Annotated in this window: 21 protein-coding genes; 15 read left to right on the top strand and 6 right to left on the bottom strand. The window is 41.4% G+C overall.

Annotation, left to right across the window (positions count from 1 at the left end; genetic code table 11):
* Window positions 1–39 precede the first annotated feature (39 nt).
* The 3 genes from LP316_RS04275 to LP316_RS04265 are packed head-to-tail and all read left to right on the top strand — an operon-like array spanning window position 40 to window position 3,384.
* On the top strand, window positions 40–429 hold the full coding sequence (locus LP316_RS04275) for a BlaI/MecI/CopY family transcriptional regulator (RefSeq protein WP_193022843.1): 390 nt from the start codon (window positions 40–42) through the stop codon (window positions 427–429).
* Between the two features lie 6 nt (window positions 430–435).
* Window positions 436–2,277 (top strand): M56 family metallopeptidase, encoded by a 1,842-nt coding sequence (locus LP316_RS04270; RefSeq protein ID WP_193022842.1) that lies wholly within the window; start codon window positions 436–438, stop codon window positions 2,275–2,277.
* Window positions 2,278–2,316: 39 nt separating this feature from the next.
* Entirely contained in the window at window positions 2,317–3,384 is a 1,068-nt protein-coding gene (locus tag LP316_RS04265) for an alpha/beta fold hydrolase (protein ID WP_226960800.1), read from the top strand.
* 47 nt (window positions 3,385–3,431) lie between these two features.
* Here the strand turns inward: LP316_RS04265 and LP316_RS04260 are convergent, their stop codons facing one another.
* Window positions 3,432–4,310 (bottom strand): cation diffusion facilitator family transporter, encoded by an 879-nt coding sequence (locus LP316_RS04260; RefSeq protein ID WP_193022841.1) that lies wholly within the window; start codon window positions 4,308–4,310, stop codon window positions 3,432–3,434.
* A 196-nt stretch (window positions 4,311–4,506) separates the two neighbouring features.
* Between LP316_RS04260 and trmL the strand changes: the two genes are divergently transcribed.
* The gene (trmL, locus tag LP316_RS04255) at window positions 4,507–4,971 is read left to right on the top strand and encodes a tRNA (uridine(34)/cytosine(34)/5-carboxymethylaminomethyluridine(34)-2'-O)-methyltransferase TrmL (RefSeq protein ID WP_193022840.1); all 465 of its coding nucleotides are present in this window, start codon (window positions 4,507–4,509) and stop codon (window positions 4,969–4,971) included.
* A gap of 91 nt (window positions 4,972–5,062) precedes the next feature.
* Here the strand turns inward: trmL and gpsA are convergent, their stop codons facing one another.
* From gpsA to LP316_RS04235, 4 genes are read right to left on the bottom strand one after another with little or no spacing between them, the layout of a single operon-like run.
* A complete protein-coding gene (gene gpsA / locus LP316_RS04250) occupies window positions 5,063–6,067 on the bottom strand; it encodes an NAD(P)H-dependent glycerol-3-phosphate dehydrogenase (RefSeq protein WP_193022839.1) in 1,005 nt (334 codons plus the stop codon).
* Between the two features lie 5 nt (window positions 6,068–6,072).
* A complete protein-coding gene (secB, locus tag LP316_RS04245) occupies window positions 6,073–6,567 on the bottom strand; it encodes a protein-export chaperone SecB (protein WP_193022838.1) in 495 nt (164 codons plus the stop codon).
* 42 nt (window positions 6,568–6,609) lie between these two features.
* Window positions 6,610–6,867, bottom strand: coding sequence for a glutaredoxin 3 (gene grxC, locus LP316_RS04240; protein ID WP_193022837.1), 258 nt, complete (start codon window positions 6,865–6,867; stop codon window positions 6,610–6,612).
* 6 nt (window positions 6,868–6,873) lie between these two features.
* On the bottom strand, window positions 6,874–7,302 hold the full coding sequence (locus LP316_RS04235) for a rhodanese-like domain-containing protein (RefSeq protein ID WP_193022836.1): 429 nt from the start codon (window positions 7,300–7,302) through the stop codon (window positions 6,874–6,876).
* 186 nt (window positions 7,303–7,488) lie between these two features.
* On the opposite strand from LP316_RS04235, the gene gpmI reads away from it, so the two are divergent.
* From gpmI to LP316_RS04220, 3 genes are all read left to right on the top strand, one after another.
* The gene (gene gpmI, locus LP316_RS04230; protein WP_193022835.1) at window positions 7,489–9,030 is read left to right on the top strand and encodes a 2,3-bisphosphoglycerate-independent phosphoglycerate mutase; all 1,542 of its coding nucleotides are present in this window, start codon (window positions 7,489–7,491) and stop codon (window positions 9,028–9,030) included.
* Between the two features lie 3 nt (window positions 9,031–9,033).
* Window positions 9,034–10,173 (top strand): murein hydrolase activator EnvC family protein, encoded by a 1,140-nt coding sequence (locus LP316_RS04225; protein WP_193022834.1) that lies wholly within the window; start codon window positions 9,034–9,036, stop codon window positions 10,171–10,173.
* A 287-nt stretch (window positions 10,174–10,460) separates the two neighbouring features.
* Window positions 10,461–11,207 carry a divergent polysaccharide deacetylase family protein gene (locus LP316_RS04220; RefSeq protein WP_193022833.1) on the top strand — a complete coding sequence of 249 codons (747 nt, stop codon included), beginning with the start codon at window positions 10,461–10,463 and terminating at the stop codon, window positions 11,205–11,207.
* 29 nt (window positions 11,208–11,236) lie between these two features.
* Here LP316_RS04220 and LP316_RS04215 read toward each other — a convergent pair whose 3' ends face one another.
* On the bottom strand, window positions 11,237–11,995 hold the full coding sequence (locus tag LP316_RS04215) for a S1 family peptidase (protein WP_193022832.1): 759 nt from the start codon (window positions 11,993–11,995) through the stop codon (window positions 11,237–11,239).
* A 118-nt stretch (window positions 11,996–12,113) separates the two neighbouring features.
* Here LP316_RS04215 and LP316_RS04210 point away from each other — a divergent pair, with 118 nt between their 5' ends.
* The 8 genes from LP316_RS04210 (at window position 12,114) to LP316_RS04175 (ending at window position 22,950) form a co-directional block, all read left to right on the top strand.
* Entirely contained in the window at window positions 12,114–12,947 is an 834-nt protein-coding gene (locus LP316_RS04210) for a patatin-like phospholipase family protein (RefSeq protein WP_193022831.1), read from the top strand.
* Window positions 12,948–13,150: 203 nt separating this feature from the next.
* Entirely contained in the window at window positions 13,151–13,912 is a 762-nt protein-coding gene (locus tag LP316_RS04205; RefSeq protein ID WP_413470665.1) for a PEP-CTERM/exosortase system-associated acyltransferase, read from the top strand.
* Between the two features lie 27 nt (window positions 13,913–13,939).
* On the top strand, window positions 13,940–14,791 hold the full coding sequence (locus LP316_RS04200; RefSeq protein WP_193022829.1) for a ThiF family adenylyltransferase: 852 nt from the start codon (window positions 13,940–13,942) through the stop codon (window positions 14,789–14,791).
* A 47-nt stretch (window positions 14,792–14,838) separates the two neighbouring features.
* Window positions 14,839–17,589, top strand: a complete 2,751-nt coding sequence (prsT, locus tag LP316_RS04195; RefSeq protein ID WP_193022828.1) for an XrtA/PEP-CTERM system TPR-repeat protein PrsT — start codon at window positions 14,839–14,841, stop codon at window positions 17,587–17,589.
* Between the two features lie 6 nt (window positions 17,590–17,595).
* Window positions 17,596–18,933: an exosortase gene (xrt, locus tag LP316_RS04190; RefSeq protein WP_193022827.1), complete on the top strand. Its 1,338-nt coding sequence runs from the start codon at window positions 17,596–17,598 to the stop codon at window positions 18,931–18,933.
* A 151-nt stretch (window positions 18,934–19,084) separates the two neighbouring features.
* Window positions 19,085–20,098, top strand: coding sequence for a THxN family PEP-CTERM protein (locus tag LP316_RS04185; RefSeq protein WP_193022826.1), 1,014 nt, complete (start codon window positions 19,085–19,087; stop codon window positions 20,096–20,098).
* A 115-nt stretch (window positions 20,099–20,213) separates the two neighbouring features.
* A complete protein-coding gene (locus tag LP316_RS04180; RefSeq protein ID WP_193022825.1) occupies window positions 20,214–21,818 on the top strand; it encodes a right-handed parallel beta-helix repeat-containing protein in 1,605 nt (534 codons plus the stop codon).
* A 22-nt stretch (window positions 21,819–21,840) separates the two neighbouring features.
* Window positions 21,841–22,950, top strand: a complete 1,110-nt coding sequence (locus LP316_RS04175; protein WP_193022824.1) for a glycosyltransferase — start codon at window positions 21,841–21,843, stop codon at window positions 22,948–22,950.
* Window positions 22,951–22,989 lie beyond the last annotated feature (39 nt).

The following is a 22,989-nucleotide window of genomic DNA, read 5'->3' as shown; positions in this document are numbered from 1 at the left end:
TCGTAATACGTCATAGAATTTGGGTAAAGGAACCTTAAAATGGCTCGAGATAAGTCTGAAATCAAGCCAACTGAAGCTGAGCTTTCATTATTGAATATCCTATGGGACTTAGGACCAGCTACAGTTAGAGAAGTACATGAAAAAATAAGCCAAACACAAAAAACGGGCTACACTACAGTACTTAAAATATTGCAAATTATGCATGACAAAAACCTTGTGATCCGCGATGAAAGCAAGCGTGCCCACGTGTATGCAGCAGCCAACAGCCAGACTCATACGCAATCGTCACTATTAAAAGATTTAATCGCAAAAGCATTTGGTGGCTCTACGTCAAATTTGGTCATGAGAGCACTTGACGATTCAACGACTAAACAAGAAATAGAAGACATCAAATCAATTTTAAACAAATACGAGCAGGAAGTTAGTTAACTTGGCATGCAAATATTTTTAGACGAGAGCATATTACTTTCTAGTATCGGTTTAACACTTGTCCACTTTTTATGGCAAGGTGTTGCCATCGCTGTCACGCTAAAAATTGCTTTAATTACACTGCCAAAGTCAAACGCACAAGCTCGCTACCTTGCAGCCACTATTGCGTTAGTTAGTTGTTTAGTGCTGCCGATTGCAACCTTTTTCTACATATATCAGCCCGAGCAAATTGCCAACCAATCGACATTATTAGCACCGATTACGACGCTGTTTGATTTACAAGCTAACCAAGGGATGCAGCCCGTCTGGCAACAAAACTTTGCCGAAACACTACCGCATTTAACCATTATCTGGTTTAGTGTTGTCTTTTTACTTGCGATTAAGTTTTTAGTCGAAATTCGCAGTGTTACGCGTTTGCCGTTTGAACAAAGCGTCGATGCTAGCGCAAGTCTGGAGCAGCGTTTTACCGAGTTGTGTAATCGCATGGGGTTTACAAACAAATTGCCACGCTTGCGTATTTCGTTGAAAGCCAATGTACCTATGGCGATTGGTTTTATCAAACCGGTTGTCATTTTACCGGCAGCCATGATTACAGGTCTAACCCCAACTCAACTTGACATGCTAATTTTACACGAATTGGCACACATCCGTCGTCATGACTACTTTGTGAATCTCATTCAATCACTAGCGGAAATTATCCTATTTTTCCATCCTGTAGTTTATTGGATTTCAAAACAAATGCGGGTTGAACGAGAGTTTTGCAGTGATGATATGGCAGTTAAGCAGTGCGGTAATCCGATTGCCTATGCCCACACGTTAGCTGATACCGCTAGCTTATGTCACAAGCATAGAAACCACTCGATTCCAATGATGGCAATGGCAGCTTCAGGTGGTGATTTAAAAGCGAGAATTATACGCTTGGTGCAACCACATCACTGCACTCAAAATAATGAAACCAGTCGTTGGTTGGCATCTATAGTGGTCGTTACATCAATTATTTTATTTGCAGCTAGCCAATTTGCCAAAATAAACAATATTGTATTGAACGCTTCACCAAGTTTGTTAATCAACGCCGTCGCCAAACCACAAAGTTTGACCGTATATGAAGCTAGCACTGCGCTATTTGATGATAAAACCCTGCCGCCGCTGTCTATCGCCCAACAATTATTGAGCGATGATAACGTATCGAACGGAGATAATTACGCATCAACACCCAATAGTTATTCTCGTCCGGCAGCAATTCCTTCAGAATACGATAATGAAAAAGGCGTAATAACAGAGCAACAAAAGAACGCCCCTATCACGCCTCCGGCACCTTCATCAAACTCAGTGTTGACTCAGCCATCGATAAAAAGCAACACGCTTATAAGTGCTAAAGCTTTACCAAGTACTAAAAAGATTGACCAAACTGTTGAGTTTAAAATTAACCAACTGAGCCCCAAGACACTTGAAGAAAACAAATATTCACGAGAGCTTCAAGCGTTAACAACACCAAGAGTTGAGAGCGCACCCAAGGTGAACAAGCCAGTCGATCAATCGGTCAAGAAAATTGCCACTAAAACGCAGCAACCTAGTGAATTACCCGCGCAATTAATTCAGTCACAAGAGCCTAAATATCCGATTGCCGCCAAGCGTAAGAAATTAGAGATAGAAGTGTTAGTAAACTTCACGATCGACAAACAAGGTTTTGTAAAAGACATTAGTTTTGACTACCAGCCCAAGGTTAGCTACTTTAGAACAACAATTCGTCATGCGTTAAGCGAATGGCGTTTTAAGCCAGCACAAAAAGATGGCAAAGCAGTAGAAAGCCAAATGTCAAAAATATTCTCATTTAGTTTAGCGCATTAGTAATAGCCTTGGTTAATTAACTATTTAAATGGACTTTATATGTCTAAAACGACAACGCTACCCCCTGTAATTGCCTTTCTACTATTGATGATCACTATGACAAGTCACGCTGAACGCTATACCCAAGAGCAAACATTTAAACAAACACTGCCGAGTATTCAGCAATTTTGGCAGCAAGGCCAGTTCTCAAGTTTTCAAGGCGTCGATGATATACGGATTAACTATGCGATATTTAGCCAAGCTAAAAACCACCAATGCTTAGTCATTGTGCCAGGCAGAACTGAAGGCTATTTAAAGTACCAAGAGCTCGCTTATGATTTGGTAAATCAAGGTTTTAATTTGTTTATCATAGACCATCGCGGCCAAGGGGTGTCACAGCGTATGCTCAGTAATCCTCACAAGGGTTATGTTGCAAGCTTTGACGATTATGTCAATGATCTCGATAACTTTGTTGAAAATATCGTAAAACCTCATTGCTCAGCTAATACCAAACCGTATTTGTTGGCGCACTCAATGGGTGGCAACATCTCGGCACTTTACCTAGCAAAGCACAGCAATAGTATTCAAGCGGCAGTTTTGGCTTCACCGATGATCGGCATTAATACCGGGGGTCTGCCAATGTGGCTGGGCAAAGCACTGATCAATACCCGTGTATGGTGGGATAAGCACTTTAACCAAGAAAGTAGCTATTTTATTGGTCAAGGAGACTATGACGAGTACCCATTTGAAGATAACGTATTAACACATTCAAAGGTTCGCTTTGATTACTTTAAACAAACCTATGACCAAACGGCTGAATTACAGCTTGGTGGTGTAACCAACGCATGGTTGCAACAGTCACTTATTGCTCGGCAAAACATTTTCGCATCACTTGACCAAATCACTACACCAATAACCGTATTGCAGTCAGGTGGCGATAGCGTCGTCGATAATTTAGACCAATTCAGTTTTTGCCAACAGCTTCACCAACAGCAACCACAATCATGCCCTAATGGCGAACCTCAAGTATTTGAAAACGCCTATCACGAATTGTTTTTTGAAGTTGACGAAATTCGCAACCCTGCGATCGATGCAACGCTTGCTTGGTTTGAACAACACGCTCAGTAGCTCAATCGCTAAACCGGAGCTAAATTTACAAGCTCAGATGAATTGGCTTACCTGGGATCGAGGTGAATAATGACATCGGCATTGGCAAACCTTTCTTGTACCATTGCTTGAACCTGATTGCCGATTTCATGAGCTTGATGCAAGCTCAACGCTCCTGAAACTTCTAAGTGAAACTGGATAAACGCCGTAGGACCAGATCGTCGTGTTCGCAAATCATGGTAGCCCAGTACCGATGAGTGGCTGTTAATTATTTGATCTAGTAACTGCTTATCTTGCTCAGGGATTTCTTCATCCATCAGGGCTCGAATACTCGTTGAGATGATAGTAAAACCACCGCGGAATAAATACAGACCTACCAATAAGGTAAAAACTCCGTCAACTTCGGGCGCTAAGTACTGGGTTAACACGAGTGAAAGTAACACCCCAATATTTAATACCACATCAGATTTATAATGCAGCGAATCTGCACCTATTGCGACACTATCGGTTTTTTTGATCACCCACGACTGAATAAAAACCACGACAAAAGTGATCACCAACGATGCTATTGTGACGCCAATCCCGACAGCTAATTGTTTGATTTCTACCGGTGAGAGAATACGCTCAATGCCAGCAAAGATTAAAATACCGGCAGAGCCCATGACAAATGCCGATTGTAATAAGCCAGCTAAACTTTCCGCTTTGCCGTGGCCAAAGCGGTGCACCTCATCAGCGGGAGCCAAGGCAAAGCGCAAGATGACCAAGTTAATGCTAGAAGCAAATAGATCAAGCATTGAATCGCTCGCCGATGCAAGCATCGCACTAGCATCAGTCACTAGCCATGCAACCAATTTGATAGCGATCATCGACATTGCACCAACTAATGCGCTAATTGCCGCTATACGGACATATTTAGCATAATCTTGGGGAGTAATAGCTTGTTTCATCTTGACTTTATACGACGGTCCCTTTCTAGATGAGATCTAGCATAGCGCAAGCAAATAAAAGAAGATATGCCTTATACCAATTGAAATAAGATGTGAAGGCTTGAATAACCAAAATGAACAATCCTAGCGAGGGATTTTTTCTTAGTGCTAGACAAATGATATACTTTCGCCACTTTAAGAAATGAGATTAAAACAGATGCTTGACGTTGTACTATTTCAACCAGAGATACCACCTAATACCGGTAATATTATTCGTTTGTGTGCCAACACTGGCTATCGACTCCATCTAATTGAACCACTGGGCTTTGATATTGACGATAAGCGCTTAAAACGTGCCGGTTTAGACTACCACGAGTTTGCTAATCTCAAACGCCACAAAAGTTATGAGGATTTCGTGAAAAACGAGCAGCCTCAACGCGTCTATGCGATCACCACAAAAGCGACTAACTACCATCATCAAGTCGAATTTAAACAAGGTGATTATTTGCTATTTGGCAGTGAAACGAAAGGTTTACCTGAGTCGGTTAGACAGCAAATTCCCGATCAAGACAAAATCAGGATCCCTATGCTCAAAGAAAGCCGTAGCATGAATTTATCAAATGCTACGGCTGTCATTATTTTTGAAAGCTGGCGCCAACTGGGCTTTCCAAACGCAGTTTAGGCGAAGCTGTATGGCTGTCTACTTTCAAGCCTTACGCCACCATCAGGAGATTCCCGATAACAACAATCGGGAATGACGACTTGTTTTAGCGCTATTCCACTTTTGGCGTGCGGGCAAGTAATTCTTGAGCAGCTTCTTGTGCTGACTTATTTTCATAAAGCACTTGATAAACCTGCTCAACAATTGGCATTTCAACGCCTAAGCGCTGCGCCAACATATTTACTTCCTTGGTGTTGCGATAACCTTCAACTACTTGACCGATTTCTTTTTGTGCGCTATCAACATCTTGGCCTTGGCCAAGTGCTAAGCCAAAACGGCGATTGCGCGATTGGTTGTCGGTACAAGTTAGCACCAAGTCACCTAAACCTGCCATCCCCATGAAGGTGGTTGGCTGAGCACCCAGCTTTTCACCTAAACGGGTCATTTCGACTAAACCTCTGGTGATCAACGCCGTTCGTGCGTTTGCACCAAAACCAATACCATCGGCGATACCGGCGGCAATAGCAATCACATTTTTAACTGCGCCACCTAGCTGAATCCCGATAAAGTCATTGTTTCGATACACTCGAAAGCGTTTTTCACAATGTAGCATTGCTGAAAGTACTTCAACAAACGCTTCATCGGTTGACGACATCGAGATAGCGGTCGGTAAACCGGCAGCCATTTCTTTGGCAAAAGTAGGCCCAGATAACACAGCAAGTGAAATGTCGTGCCCTAAGATTTCTTGAGCAACATCTTGCAGTAAACGACCTGTTTTGTGATCAAGCCCTTTCGTTGCCCACGCTAATTTAGCGTTTGGCCTTAAATGAGGTTTGATTTGACTCAGGATATCGCTAAACGCGTGGCTAGGTACAACAACTAAAATATTGTCGCTAGCACCGACCACTTCAGCTAAATCCGCTGACACGGTTAATTGTTCAGGAAAGCCAACGCCAGGCAGGTATTTATCATTACTGCGTTGCGTTTGCATCGCGGCAACGTGTTCGCTATCGCGCGCCCACAACAGCGTTTTATTGCCGTTGCGTGCTAAGCAAATTGCCAGTGCAGTCCCGTAAGAGCCAGCACCAACAACAACGATATCATGCGAAGCTTGCATAGTAATTAGTGAGTCTCAGTGCTTTGAGACTGTGCTGCAGCGCGTTGTTGCTCAACGTACTGAGCAAACAATGCATCAAAGTTTACTGGCGCAAGGTTTAACTGCGGGAATGAACCTTTGTTAACTAGGCTAGCAACAGTTTCACGCGCATATGGGAATAACGTTGCAGGACATAATGAACCAATCGCATGCGCCATTTGGCCTTCTTGCATATTAGCGATCATGAAAATACCTGCTTGTTGTACTTCCGCTAAGAACGCAACTTTACCGTCGATTTCAGCCGTAACAGTAACCGCCAATACAACTTCAAAGGCATCATCAGCAAGACGGTTAGAACGGGTATCTAAGTCTAACTTGATTTCTGGTTTCCATTCCGCTTGAAAAATGGCTGGAGAGTTAGGCGTTTCAAAAGAAATATCTTTTGTGTAAATGCGTTGTACATGGAATTGTGGTGCTGCTTGTTCGTTTTGCTCTGCACCTGATTGAATTTCGTCAGCCATTGTTTTACTTCCTATCGTTAACTTTGGGGCTAAATATATAAATTAGCTATTTAATAGCTCATCAAGTTGGTTTCTCGCGTGTAACGCAAAAAGGTCATCACAACCACCAACATGCTGATCATTAATAAAGATTTGAGGCACTGTATATCCGCCATTACTGCGGGCAATCATTTTGTCGCGCAATTGCGGCTCTTGATCAATTTTGTACTCCTGGTATCTCACTTGTTTTTGCTCGAGTAAAGCTTTAGCACGAACACAAAATGGACAATACGCTTTAGTATAAATTTCTACAGTTGCCATGATTTTTTACTTCTTAACAGTCGGTAGACCCGCAGATACCCACGCGTTCATACCACCTTTTAATAAATTGACTTGCGAGAAACCGGCTTTAGCTAATTGATTAGCTGCTTTACTTGCCGAAATTCCTTGCGCACATACCACAATGATGGGTCTGTCTTTGTATTTTTCAAGGCTAGCGAGTTCGCCTTTGTTAATTTTTTCACTGGTGCAATTGAGCGAATCGATAATATGCTGCTTTCTAAAGTCATTTTCACTTCGAATATCAACTACTACCGCATTTTCTTTATTTACTGAAAAAGTAAGTTCTTGCGTTGATAGTTGCTTGATCGGTGACAGCTTTATTTTAATGCTAGTAAAAATAATTAAACCAAATAACACTAACCAAACGCCTGTTAATACCGCGTTATTGGCTAAAAAGGTAAAAAACGCTTCCATAAAAAAATCCAAGAAGTTAAAAATTCGCTACAGTATACAGGCTTAATCGCTAATACTAAACTGAATAATAATTTCCTTTTCACGATATAAAATCTGCTATTTTGCCAGTGTATTTTAAACCGTAGTGTGTAAAATAGAGCCTGTTTTTTATTCACCCATATTTTTCACCTAGGTAGGAACGCAGCAATGCCAAACAAGAAGTCAACGGTATTATTAATTTTAGACGGTTGGGGTTACAGCGAAAACACAGAGTCAAATGCGATTTATCACGCCAATACGCCTGTGCTCGATGAGCTAAACGCTAAATACCCTTACATGCTAATCAATACTTCGGGAATGGCAGTTGGATTACCTGACGGGCAAATGGGTAACTCTGAAGTTGGTCATGTAAACTTAGGCGCCGGCCGCGTGGTTTATCAAGACTTCACACGTATTACCAAAGCCATTGAAGATGGTGAATTTAATCATAATCCTGCGTTGGTTTCTGCGGTTGAAAAAGCCATTGCCAAAGGTGGTGCAGTTCACCTTTGTGGCTTAATGTCACCGGGTGGTGTGCATAGCCATGAAGAGCACATTTTTGCCATGATCGAGCTTGCTAAAGCCAAAGGCGCAAGTAAAGTCTACTTACACGCATTTTTAGACGGTCGCGATACACCGCCGCGCAGCGCTAAACCCTCACTTGAAAAAGCGCAAGCACTGTTTGAAAAACTAGATTGCGGCCAAGTCGCCTCAATTAGTGGTCGTTACTTTGCCATGGACCGAGATCAACGTTGGGACCGTGTTGAGCAAGCCTACGATGTGATTGTTTGTGGCCAAGCAGATCATCAATACGGCTCTGCAATTGAGGCGTTAGAGGCAGCTTACCAACGCGATGAAAATGACGAATTTGTCAGTGCTTCTGCAATTACCAATGCCAACGGAGACACTATTAAGGTAAACGACGGTGACAGTATTATCTTTATGAACTTTCGCGCGGATCGCGCTCGTCAGTTTACTCGTTGCTTTACCGAACCAGGCTTTGATGGTTTTAAAAAGAAGGCAACGCCAACTTTGTCAGATTTCGTTATGCTTACCGAATACGCAGCCGACATCAAAACCAGTTGCGCTTTTCCACCTGAGTCATTGAATAATGTGTTAGGTCAGTGGTTAGAGAAAAACGACAAAACACAACTGCGCATCTCGGAAACCGAGAAATACGCCCATGTTACCTTCTTCTTCTCTGGCGGTCGTGAAGATGAATTCGTTGGTGAGAAGCGCATTTTAGTGCCTTCGCCACAAGTGGCAACCTACGACTTACAACCACAAATGAACTCAGAAAAACTCACCGATGAATTAGTTGGCGCGATTGAAAGTGGTGAGTTTGATTTTATCGTGTGTAACTACCCTAACGGTGATATGGTTGGCCACACAGGGAAATTTGACGCTGCGGTAAAAGCGTGTGAAGCAGTAGATGCCTCGATTGGTCGGGTATTAGCAGCGCTTGAAAAAACGGGTGGCGAATGTTTAATTACTGCCGATCACGGTAATGCCGAACAAATGGTTAACCCTGAAACGGGTCAAGCACACACGGCACATACCTGCGAGCCGGTACCATTACTTTACATTGGTCGCGATGCAACGCCTGCGCAATCAGGTACTTTAAGTGATATTGCTCCAACCATTCTTCATTTAATGGGGTTAGAGCAGCCAGCTGAAATGACTGGTAAAAACTTAATGCAATTAAAATAACACATGTTGCGGTTAAAAGCGTTTTTGCTCATGTTGGCATTAGGTAGCACAAGTTACTTAATGCCTGTTTCAGTGCTTGCCGACGACAAGTCAGTAACTAATGAGCAACTCAATGAAGTAAAAAAAGCGATTGCGAAACAACAGGCCGCATTGAATGCGTCTAACAAGCAACGCGATACAATACTTCGCGCATTAAAACGCGATGACATAGCCATTGCAAAAGCGGCGAAAGCACTCAACAAGACTGAGCAATCGCTAACTGAAACATCACAAAAATTAGTCGAATTAAAAAAACAACAAAAAAATCTCACTCAACAAAAGCAAAAGCAAGAAGCATTGCTCGCACAACAATTAAGAGCGGCCTACTCGAGTGGCCAACACGATTACTTAAAATTGTTGCTCAATCAAGAAAAAACTAGCGACATTCAACGCACCTTAAAATATTACCAATACCTTAATGACGCTCGCATTGCTGAAATTGAAGCATTTCAAAAAACCATTGAGCAACTTGTTGAAGTCACTAGCCAGTATCAAGCCCAATCAGAAAAGCTCAACGCTTTAAAAGTGACACAAATAGCTCAACAACAGGAGCTCAAAGAGCAAAAAGCGCAGCGAGCAAAAAGTGTCGCAAAACTCAATAAGTCGATTGAATCGAGTAGTGATAAACTCGAGCGATTAAAACGCGAAGAAGAAAGTTTAGTTGCTGCACTTGCTGAAATAGAGAAGCTCGCGCGCGCAGAAGCAGAATTAGAAGGTTTGAGCCAATTAAAGCATAAACTTACGTGGCCAGTAAACGGCAAGCACCTCAATCGATTTGGCAGCAAAAAACAAGGTTACCTCAAGTGGAAAGGCATCATGATCGAAACCCCTGTTGGCCGAACCGTATCAACCATCCACAGTGGTACCGTGTTATTCGCTGACTGGTTAAAAGGCTATGGCTTAGTGATTGTTGTCGACCATGGTGATGGCTACATGAGCTTATATGGCCACAACCAAACCTTGCTTAAGAATGTTGGTGATCGCGTTGAATCAGGTGAACCGATCTCGCTTGCAGGGCAAAGTGGTGGCCGAGTGGAATCAGGCTTGTATTTTGAGATTCGCCACAAAGGCCAAGCTGTTAATCCTCGCTTGTGGTGCCGATAATACTGACAGGTTATTTCGCCCTTTATATTTTCGTCATCTTGAGGAGCAAAGCGAGCTCAGGATCTTACAAGCCTAACAATCAAGGCTAGCTCGATTAGAGATTCCGGCCTAAGACAACACCGGAATGACACCTCTTTTATTTTCGTCATCCTGATTCTGGCCTCTGACAACACTAGAATGATGTTCGCTATTACTTGGTTCTTCTGAAATGATAACGACCATGGGTTTACTCAAATTAAACGCGCTGATAAGCTAGAGAAAAATCATCTAAAAATAATAATAACATCGTGCGATTTGTCTTAATTTCCATTTTATTGTTGCAACCTTTTTTATGCCTCAACGCAGGCCAAGTAGCGATCATTATCGACGATATTGGTTATCGAAAAACCGATCAACACGCCCTCACCTTACCGGGCAAAATATCCTACGCGTTTTTACCGCACACACCATTTGCCAAAGAACTCGCTTTACAAGCGAATCAATCGAAAAAAGATGTACTCTTACATATCCCAATGGAAGCCAGTAGTGGTAAATTATTAGGCCCTGGGGCAATTACCAGTGATATGGACGATGATCACATCAATCACCAACTCTCGTTAGCACTAGATGAAATACCGTTTGCCGTTGGTATCAATAACCACATGGGTAGCCACCTGACCAAGCTCCAAAAACCCATGGCGAGCACAATGAAGTTTTTGAAACGACACAAATTATTTTTTGTTGATAGCATGACGACATCAAAATCTAAAACGCGAGCATTAGCTCACGTGTATGGCGTACCCCACTTACATCGTCACGTTTTCCTCGATAACCACACCGACGCTGATTACATCGAGCAGCAGTTTGAACAGTTAGTCGAAAAAGCAAAGCACAATGAATTTGCCATCGGCATTGCACACCCTCACCCTGAAACGATTATTGCGCTCAAACAACTGCTACCGACTTTAACCAAGCACAACATTGAGTTAGTACCTGTATCGTCATTATTTTCTGATTCAGAAACATCACAGATTAAACTCGCATCTGCCGAATAACCCAACTAAACAGTAAAAATCTTCGCTCGTTACTGTATTTGATGTTTTTTCATTAATTCGTGTAAATGTTTTACTGGAATGGCATAGGTGATACCACTTGGGTTACTGATCACCCCTTCTTTACTTTGCTGAACAAAGACCTTGTTGATAATGCCAACCACTTCACCGCTATCTATGCGATATAGGGCAGAACCACTGTTACCCGGATATGCAGTGGCATCGAGCTGATACACTAGATATGGGTTTCTCAACTGTTTGAGCATATGGGTATTGATTTGTCTACTATCAGCAACAGGTGAAATTGTTGGCGTCACACTGGCAATAATGCCGCGATGGGTTACCGGGTATAAACCGAGCACACTAGCAATAGGAAAACCGGTAAAAGCGATTTCACGGCCTTCATCAATATAGTGTTGGTCAGCCAACTTGACTGTTGGCAGTTGGCCTTGTGTTAACTTTAATATCGCTAAGTCGTGTTGTTTTGAGTAACCTACCACTGAGGCTAGAAACGTTTTCACTTGCTTACCTTGGCCACTAAAGACCACATGCTGTTGATTAATCGATTGATCAAGCATTTCGGGCAAGACGTGATAATTCGTTGCTACGTACGTACCATCACCAATAACAAAGCCTGAGCCAAAAACTTGATTTTGTGGTCGCCCAGTGGGTGTATATACGCCAATAGCCACTACCGCTGGCTTGATTTGCTTGATACGTGCAACGAGCTCTTGACTCATTGTCGGCGAGATAAATGCCATACAAACAATGCAAAAAATCAGGCTTCTCATCAAAATTCCTTGTATTTCTAACTATTAGGGTAAATTTTTTAGTTTATTGTGAGCAAAAATATTCGTTTTGACCATACTTACTATCATGTAAGGAATATCTCGTAAGTCAAAGGGTAAAATGCAATCGAAAAGAAAAGTAGTGCCTATTTTTGCAGGTGGCGGCACCCGTTTACCCGCTCATGTTGGTATTTTAAAAGCGCTTGAAGAGCACCAAGTTGAATTTGACCACCTCGTTGGTGTTTCTGGAGGCAGTATAGTAAGTAGCTTGTATGCTAGCGGTTTGACCTGCGAAGAAATAAAGCATATCGCGCTAGAGACCAACTACAACCAATTTAGAGAGTTTTCACTATTCAAATTATTGCGTAACGGCGGCTTAAGCTCTGGTGACGTCTTCGAGCGGTGGATTGATCGCCTCCTGCGAGGAAAAACGTTCAAAGAGCTCGATAAAAACCTTCATATTGTCGCGACTGATGTGAAAAAGGGTAGCCCAGTAATTTTTGATGCAGAGCACACGCCTGATTTAAAAGTTTCACTCGCGGTGAGGTTCTCTATGTCTATTCCACTGGTATTTAGCTTTAAAACCTTTGGTCAGCACTTGATGGTAGATGGCAGTATACTCTCGGAAGACGCTTTACACCGTGATTGGGCGCAAGATGGTACACCTGTGCTATGCTTTAGGCTTAGAGGCGAGCATGAAACAGACGAGCTCAGCACCAACGGAATGTTTCCGATATTTAACTACATCACGTTATTGATCCGTACGTTCATGACAACTATTTCACGTGAATATATCAATGATGCTTTTTGGCACAATACTGTTGTGGTCAATACGGGAAATAGCTCAGCGGTAGATTTTACTATGACTAGCGAAAAGAAAGAGCAGTTATATCAAACCGGTTACCAAACCGCCTGTGATGTGTTACCCGTTAAAGTAGGCGTGGAACATATTTAAAGCAATTGGTATAAATCTCAAATAATCAAGAAAAAAGCTAGCTAGGTCAAAAATCTACGATATACTAAATTTACGTGTTGTTTGCGAGCCTCCTCTTTCAAATGGCCTGCAATAGAAGTTAAGGGGACAAAATCAGGATGAACTGGAGTAAAAAGATACTCAACGCTCCCATCATTGGAGATGTAACAAAAAAAGTTGCTTCGATGAAAGCGAATAGTGATGCGCAGAATATTGCTTCGCACTTCACTCAGTTTTTACAACCTGTTTTTGCTGATTCGCCTGAACTCAAAAATGAAGTGTTTAAAATCCGCCATAACGTTTATTGTGAAGAACTTGGTTTTGAACCCGTCAGACATGACGGCATGGAAACCGACGAGTTTGACCAACAATCACTGTTTGCCATGATCAAACACAAACCTTCAGATAACTTTGCCAGTTGTGTACGAATAGTAAGAACGCTCAACGAAGGCGAATTACTGCCAATAGAAAAATATTGTGCCGCAGCGATTGAAAACCCAGCGTTAGATCCAAAAAACTTCAACAGAAATGAGATTTGTGAAATATCTCGGTTGGCTGTTAGGTCAGAGTTTCGTCGTCGTCGCACTGACCAATTTAAAGGCTCTGCAACCGGTGTTATTAGCGAACATAACTACTCTGAAAAAGAACTCCGCTGCTTCCCCTTCATCGCCATAGGGCTGTACATGGTTGCCGCATCAATGGCTATCGACTCGGGTATTAAACACGTTTACGTAATGATGGAGCCTCGGCTTGCTCGCAGCATGAAATTTGTTGGTATTAAGTTTGAGCCTTTAGGCACGCCGGTTGAGTATCACGGTACTCGCGGACCTTATTACATCAACCCTGATATCTTTTTAAGTAATTTAACGCCAGGTTTTAGAGCACTGTACGACGCGATTCATGATGACCTAGCGAAGCAACTGATCGCGACTGCCACCGAAAATTAACCCCAAAAAATCACTCAGAGGAGCTTTATGTTCGATTACGATAAAGCATTTAGCCGCAATATTGGCTGGGTTACTAAAGAAGAACAAGCGCAATTACGCAATAAACGCGTTGCTATAGCAGGTGCCGGAGGCGTTGGCGGCGCTCACTTACTGACACTTGCTCGTTTAGGCATAGGCAAATTTTGTATTTCTGATTTTGATGACTTTGAAGTACACAACTTCAATCGCCAATTTGGCGCATTTATGTCAACGATTGGCGAAGATAAAGTCGCTGTAATGGAGAGGATGGCCAGAGATATAAACCCAGAAGCCGATATTCGTTCCTATCCTGACGGTATCTTTGCTCATAACGTCGATGATTTCCTCGAAGGCGTTGACCTTTATGTTGATAGCCTAGACTTTTTTGCCCTAGAAGCTCGCAAAGTTGTTTTTCAAAAATGTTATGAGAAAAATATTCCGGTTGTCACTGCAGCGCCTTTGGGAATGGGGTGTGCGTTTTTGTGCTTTATGCCAGGCAAAATGAGCTATGAAGAATATTTTCGCTTTGAAGGCAAAAACGAAGAAGACCAACTTATCCAATTTTTAATTGGCTTATCACCCGCTATGTTACAACGACCGTATTTAGTTGATGAAAGCGCGGTAAGCTTCCATGAAAAGCGAGGGCCATCGACGGGCATGGCAGTCAACCTTTGTGCCGGCATTGCTGAAACTTACGCTTTGAAAATTTTACTCAACCGTGGCGAAATTCTCCACGCCCCCCATGGCCTGCATTTTGACGCGTACAGAAACAAGCTCGTTAAAACATGGCGCCCCTTCGGCAACGCCGGTTTACTACCAAGAATTATGTTTATGATTGCGAAAAAAGTGGTGGCGAAGTAATATTCCTTTTAAATAATCGCTAATGCGTTGTTAAAAGGAATTTATTCATGAACTTTCGCAAACAAGTTCTCTTAAGTGCTTTAACTTTATCTATTCTTTCAGCTTGCTCTAAACCGTTATCTGAAGAGGAAACACTGGCGCTTGCTGAGCAAAATATTGCTGCAGGCAAAATAGCCGAAGCTTCTATCAACATTAAAAATGTTATTAAAGAAAACCCCAAAAATGCTCAAGCTCGATTTTTATTAGGTAAACTTTACTTTGATCAAGAGCAATACTTAGCTGCAGAAAAAGAATTACTTCGTTCAATTGAATATGCGCCTAATGATCAAACGACGAGAATGTTGTTAGCACGCACATTTCACGCATTAAATAAGAATGAAGATGTTATAGATATGCTTAGCGACGTAGCACTCTCCGACCAAACGGCAATGTTACAGAAAGAGTTTTTACTTGGTAAATCATTTTTAGCACTCGACAACAACACCGATGCCAAAAAGCACTTTGACCTTGCTTCTGAAATAGATGGCACCGCTAAGGAAAGTCAGCTTGGACAAATCCTCTACACGGCTGCTCAACAAGATCACGCAACGGCTTTAAGTCAAGTTAATGAATTACTAATAACGTTCCCAACGTTTGTCGAAGCATTGTTACTTCAAGGTAATTTGTATAACCATCAAGGGGAGTTTTCGTTATCAGCCAGTGCGTATGAGGCATACTTCAAACTAAAACCTCAAAACTTTGCCGTTAGATTACTGGCAGCATATAACCATGTAAGAGCAGGCAATATCGAACGCGCTAAATCTCACATTAGTGAATTAAACAAAATCAATGACCGCCATCCAACGATCAATTTGATTGACGCTCAAATCCAGTTCGCCGAGCAGAATTACCAACGAGCTAAAGAGCTTTCAGATAGAGTTGCCAATAACACTAATAACGGTCTTGCTCAAATGATTTCAGGGCTAAGTAGTTACTACTTAAACAATTATGAGCAAGCCTATTATCAATTAAACGCGATAGCTGACGCCTTGCCTGCAAACCATCAAATCCATCGCGTTTTAGCATTATTACAAGTCAAGCTTGGTTATGTAGATGACTTTGATCAAGAGCTATTGAGCAACGACAACCTCAGTGCAGAAGACGTTGAGTTATTAACCGCTGTTGGTATGGAAGAGTTTTATCAAGGCAACAATCAAGCGGCACAAGAACTGTTCTTAAAAGCGTCTGATTTATCGCCAGAAGATGCCAAGGTAAAAGCTCAGCTTGGGATGATTAAAATTAACAACCAAGATGCCAGTGGGATATCGGATCTAGAGCAAGCAATAGCCATTGATCCAACCTTTAAAGGCGCCAATATCGCGCTTGCAATGAAGCATTTAGCTGACGGCAATACGGAGGCAGCAGCTAAGGTCGCAGATAATTGGATAAAACAGGAACCAACAAACCCTGAGCCATTAATTCTTCGAGGTAACGTTGCTTTGAATGCCAACAATAACGCCTTGGCCAAGCAATATTTTTTAAAAGCGGTTGAGGTAGAGCCCAATAATACTACGGCACTATTTAACCTAGCAGTTATGACATCTAGCAGTCAAAACTTCGATGAATCAAACGAGTACCTCGATAAGATATTTGCTATTACTCTCGAGTCTAAATTTGCGTTTCAACTGGCGATAAAAAATGCCATATCAACACAACAAGAGCCTCAATTAGAGCAGAAGCTAATTAAGCAAGTTGAGCAAAATCAAGGGGCTCAATGGCCAAGAATCGTACTCGCTCGTCGTTATGCCAAACAAGGGCTAATCGACAAGTCTATTAATATCTTCCAAGGGATTGATGATTTTGCATCTTTGTCCAATGATTACCTTATCAGTTATACCACAACATTAATTGAAGCAGGCAAAGCAAAAGAAACGGTTGATGTCTTTACTCAATGGCAAACGAGCCAGCCTACGAATAAAGTCGCTTATCTATCGTCAATCAACTTTTTTGAAACAACGAAGCAATTTGACGAAGCACTTAAAGTGACTCAATCAGCGCTATCAGTCGGTAGCCTTGCAAATGATATTGAATTATTGTCCTACGAAGCTTATTTTCTGCTAGCAACGGGCTCGACAGAGCTTGCAAGCAAAAAAATCAATACGCTAGCGCAACGTTATGGTGACAACGCTTTTGTTCAACGAGTTCAAGGACAAGCTTATTTAGCTCAAAAGCAGTTCGCGCAAGCACAAAAATATCTCTCAGCGTCTTACGCACAGAAAAAGCATGCCGCAACTGGGATTAACTTAGCTATTGCCATTCAAGAAAATGAAGGTACTGAACAAGCGATATCATTTGTTGAAAGTGAAATAGCAAATAATCGACATACTAAGACATATTTACAGTATTTAGCGCAACTTCAGATCTCAACCAAACCAAATGACGCAATTAGCAGCTATCAAAGATTAGTCCAAGCGAATCCTAAAGATATCGTCAGTCTTAACAACCTAGCTTGGTTACTTGCTGATGCCAACCAACTTGATCAAGCATTAACTTATGCCGAACAAGCGGCAAACTTGGCCCCAAACAACCCACAAGTTTTAGATACACTAGGAATGATTTATCTCAATAAAAACTCACTAAAAGAATCAATTGAAGTATTAGAGCGTGCCAATAGTATTGACAGTGGCAACATTGAGATAGCGGCTCGATTAGCTAGCGCCTATAAATTAAACAAGAACCAAGTAAAGCTTGATTCGCTACTAAACGGATACGCTAGTAAAGATAGAGAGTCAATCCTAAAACTTATGAGTGCAAACTAAGGCGTTATGTTAAAAGCATTTTCAGCGAGTACGATTTCACTAGTACTCGTATTTTTGGGTGTTCTTCTATCACATGTAAATGTGGTAGAGAACATATGGCTTCACAGCTTCGATGATGGTACATACTCTCACGCTTATTTGGTGGTTTTGATCACTGGATACTTATATTGGGAAAATATCAAAGAAGGTGCATTGACGTTAAGAAGTGAAATCTCGACGATAGCTATCGCGATATTCATATTAGCAGCTTACGCTACCCATATAGCAACACTAGCGCAGTTAACCAATATAGCACGCCTCGCTACACTAATATTGTTACTCTCGAGTATTAACCTATTCTTTAAACCATCAATAAAATCACTTTTCCCAGCTGCTTTTCTAATTTTTTTACTGCCTATTTGGGGAGTTTTAGTGACACCATTACAGCAATTATCTGTTGTCGCGGTGACTAAATTAATGTCGTTTACCAACATCCCCGTCTATGTCGATGGTAATTTTATTACCATACCTGCGGGCGTTTTCGAAATTGCTGGCGGGTGCTCTGGTCTTCGGTACTTGTTGGTCTCATTAGCCATTTCTTGTCTTTATATTTATCTCTATTTACGAGATACTCAATCAGCAATTAAGTTTTTTGCTTTCGCTATATTAGGTGCACTGCTAACCAATTGGATCAGGATCGCACTCCTTATCATTATCGGTCACGAAACCAATATGGAAAGTCCGTTAATGAAGGACCACAACAATTTCGGTTGGTATTTATACATACCGTACATGATGGGTCTTTTCTATTATGGTCACAAAATCACTAGCTCATTGAGTGCCCCAAAAAAAATCGCGCCAATCCAAAGCAGCCTTTCGCTAGCTAAAGTTAATATCGCGATATTTTGTATCGCAATAGTAACTTTTTATTATTTAAAGCAAGTAAGTTATCAGTCGTACTATAACGCCATCACCTGTGAAGAATCTGAGCCCCTGGCAACATTACCCTTACCAACCTTAGAAAATACGTACAAAATATGTCAGACGACAAATGACTACATCGCTATTGATTATTACTTTAAACCTAACAATTTAGATAGCAAAGTCGATTATTTTGCTAATGAACTAACACCTACTGGTTATTCTGTAATACATGAAGAACAAGTAGGTGCTACCAAGACATACCATATTAATAACGGTAAAAACTTAACTAAAATAAACCTACAAGTGTCTAGTCATCACGATAAATCCACGCCAATCCATAAGTTAAAGTTAGAGCGACTAAAAAATGCGCTTGTTAACCGTTCAGGAACTAAGTTGCAATGGCAAGTAACGCAGTGTAAAAGCCTAGGTTGTATGCCTTGATACCTCATGTCCGTTTTTTTTACACCTCATCAAAGCCAAGAATCGAGCAACAACATAAACCACTGTTTATAAAGAAAAAATAAACATTGGCACACTTGATGCTTTCTTGTAAGCGATATTCTTAAAAAATACTGTCGACCAAGGAAAGATTATGAAAACTAAATTAAAAGTATGCGCTGGTGTACTAACTGCAGTTTTAGCAACATCTGCTAATGCTGGCATAGTTACCGAGTGGTCATACGACAACCAAGCCGGTTTTGCGACTTGGACCGGTTCAACAAACACAGCAACTACTGCTGATGACGTAACAGCTTCAGGTAACTCGTCTACAGGTGCTAATGATTTACTTTCAGTAAATGCTAACAACATCTTAGACACAAATGGTGACTTCGCTGTTGACGGCACTGACAATTCGTTAAACACATCACTTACATGGGGTATTCCAGCGGCTGGCGCTAACAGCGGTGACCCTAAAAGTAGTTTAGATATTGATAGCCCTATTACAGGTTCAATCAGCACTAACGACTGGAGCTGGGCAGACGGTACGTCTGTAATGCACGAAAACTGGGTTATCACTGGTGACTCATTAAAAGAAGCAACATTGTTAGATGGTTTAACACTTACGCCAACAGCTTGGATTGCTGAGCCTGGTGATGCAGGTGACCCTGATGCATTTGCTCCATACTTTGCACCACAATTACAGTTTGGTATTAATTTCTATGAAACACCGAACAAGCAAGTAGACCAAGATGGCAACTGTCCAAATGGCGAAGCTAACTACAGCGGTGACAATATCAACGGTTGTGGTGACATCTTCGAGATCACTGGTTTATCTGATTTACCATTTGAGCCTGTTGTTGGTGCAGACTTCATCCAATTCACTGTTCCATTCATCTTAACAGATGACCAAGGCCTTCCTTTAACGGGTTGGGGTGACACAGTGTACTACGTTACAACTCGCTTATCAGGTTTATCAACATTACCTGACGGCTATGAGTGTGAAGATTCAGCTGACTGTTTTGGTTTTGTTACTAAAGAGCAAGAAACCAACACACTATTAGCTCAATTCAAAGTAAGCACTGTTCCAGAGCCTGCAGCAATTGCATTATTCGGCTTAGGTTTAGTAGCTACAGGTTTTGCTGGTCGTCGTAGACGCATCAAGTAATCCCTACTACTTTAGCAATAAAAACCAGATGTAAATCATCTGGTTTTTTTTTGTAAACAAAACTAAGATGCAATATATAAAGTTAGTCACTTGCCCGTAAAGCTAAGAGCTCACCATGTTTTCAAAAATTCTCAACATCATAACTTTATGTGTCTTTTGTCATATTGTTTTTGCCAACCCTCTATATGCTACAACCTATAATGTTGGTCCAAATCAACAGTTTAAAGAGCTAGATGAAATCGACTGGTTATCCCTAAAAGGCGGAGATACTGTGTTGATCTTTGGTCGAGATATTCCTTATCGAACCAAAATTGGCTTGCATACTATGGCTAGCGAAGATCAACCCCTAACCATTAAAGGTGTGCGTGGTCGCAACGGTAAATTTCCTGTGATCTCAGGTCAAAATGCTACAACGCCAAAATCATTAAACGGCTTTTTTAATGCTAAATGGGATGAAGCTAATGCACTAATATTTATTAAGCGCTCCAGTCAAATGAAGTGGGGAGAAAAACCTCAAAATATTATTATTGAAGGAATCGAATTTAGGGATGCATTAATCGGCAATTCTTTTACCGACCAATTTGGCAATAAACGAGAATACAGCAAGAGTTCTTCGGCAATTTGGGCTAACTTAATTGAAAACTTAACCATTCAAAACTGCTTGTTTGTCAATAATGGCAATGCCATATTTGTCCTTTCAAAAGATTCGGAAGCGGATTTATCTAGAAATATCCTAATAAAAAACAATACTTTTAGCGATAATGGTGTTGCAAATAGTTATTTCCAACACAATATTTATACCCAAGCATCTGGGGTTAGAATTGAAGGCAACTTAATCAAACCACTCAAACAACTCTCACAAGGTGCCGCGATAAAAGATCGTTCAGCGGGTACCGTCATCAAAAACAACAAAATTTATGCCGGCACCTATGCTATCGATTTAGTGGATCCTGAAGATAGTTATAGCCTGATGCTCAATGAGCCGGATTTCGACAAAACTTATGTTGTTGGTAATGTCATTATCAGTAAGAGTCGTAGTGATGATAGGCCTTTTGCGTCACGCTTAATTCACTATGGTGGCGATACTACGGTTTATAATATATATCGCAAAGGCACCTTGTTCTTTTTATATAACACGCTCTACCTTGATATCAATCAAAGTGATAACCAAAGAAAATCTCGTTGGCGCACGGCTTTATTTATTATGGATACCAATGAGGAAAAAGTATTTGCTGCGAATAATATTATTTACTCAAAAGGCGATACAACCTTAAGTTGGCTGTCTAAATTTGGTCAATTAGAGATTGCTGGCGGAAATTGGCTTAAGCACCCAATTACCGAGGGTGCAGACAACCAAGTATTTGCGGGTGCGGTAGAAAAAACAGGCAAGCTTCATTATGGCACCTATATAGGCTTTGAGAATGAGCAGTATAACGATTTCAGGCTGACCTCAGACTCACCCGCTCGTTACAAAGCGCAAGCCCTGCCCGTTGTTTTCGAATTAGAAGGTACCCTGTTAAACGAGCAACTCAATACAAAAAGTCGATTAATGCCTCGAGAGAGTCTATTCGACTTGGGCGCTTATGAATATATCCAGGCTCCACCTAGAGCACAGCACTCGACAGACTTAGATCAGCAACAACAATTAATGACTAGTAGAAAATTAATACCACGTGCAAACCTATTGGATTTAGGTGCATACGAACACACAGCACGCTAACAAGCAAAGTAAAAGACGTACAATGAACAAAAAAAATTTATTGGTTATTACTAAAATCCACCCAGTACCTTGGCAAAAAACAAGAGGTACCTACAACGGCATTCAAACAGCAATGCTACAAGAACACTTCAATGTTTCTGTTCTAGTGCCTATTCTTTTAAGTGAGTGGTTAAAGAACGATATTCCCAAGGAAAGCAATGTAAGATACGCTTGGCAGATCCACTTACCTGTAATAGGCGCGCCCATTAATGGTTTATTGCTTTTTCTCTCTTTGTTTCTTAATTCTTGGTTGTGGATGCGAAAACAAAAGCCCGATGCTCTTTTAGCCTGTTGGGCATTACCAGATGGTTTAGCGGGATGTTGGTTTGCCAAACTTTTTAAAATTCCGTTTTTCCTTAAAGTACATGGCAGTGACATCAATGTATTGACCCAAAAACCGAGCTTGCGAAAGCAAATCACATATGTCGCGAATCAGGCAAAACACGTATTTTGTGTCAGTGATGCATTGCGCCAAAGATTAATAGAAATCGGGGTGCGACAAGACATCCCCATCGTGATATACAACGGTGTCGACCAAGCACTATTCACCCCTTCTGATACACCACCGACAAAAACGATTCTTTTTGTTGGTAATATCAAACGAAGCAAAGGCGCTTTTGATGCCGTAGACGGCTTTAAACAAATCATTGATAAACACCCACAACACAAGTTGTTGTTTATTGGTGATGGCCCTGACTTAGTTACTTTAAAATCCTACACCGAAGAACAAGGTCTAGTCGGTAAAGTCGAGTTTTTGGGCAACAAAAGTCATCACGAAATCGCTGATGTCCTAAAAAACTGTCAAGTGCTGACGCTTCCCAGTCATGCCGAAGGTGTTCCTAATGTCGTGTTAGAAGCAATGAGCTGTGGTGTACCATCGGTAGCGACAGCCGTTGGTGGTATTCCAGAAATTCTATTCAACGAGCAAAATGGCTATTTATGTAATGTTCACAACTATCAAGACCTAGCCAACAAACTTGATTTAGCGCTCAATCAACATTGGGATAAACAAGCGATCATCAAGTACGCGAAGCCCTTTACATGGCAGCGAAATATTCAAACGCTAAAAGAGACATTTGAGAAATACATCTAACGTTAATTTTTTTGTTCAAGATAACGCTAAACAATCTAA

The sequence above is a fragment of the Thalassotalea sp. LPB0316 genome (assembly GCF_014898095.1).
Lineage (GTDB): Bacteria > Pseudomonadota > Gammaproteobacteria > Enterobacterales > Alteromonadaceae > Thalassotalea_G.
Note: the sequence above shows the minus strand (reverse complement) of the source record. Positions and strands in the feature narration are given on the sequence as shown.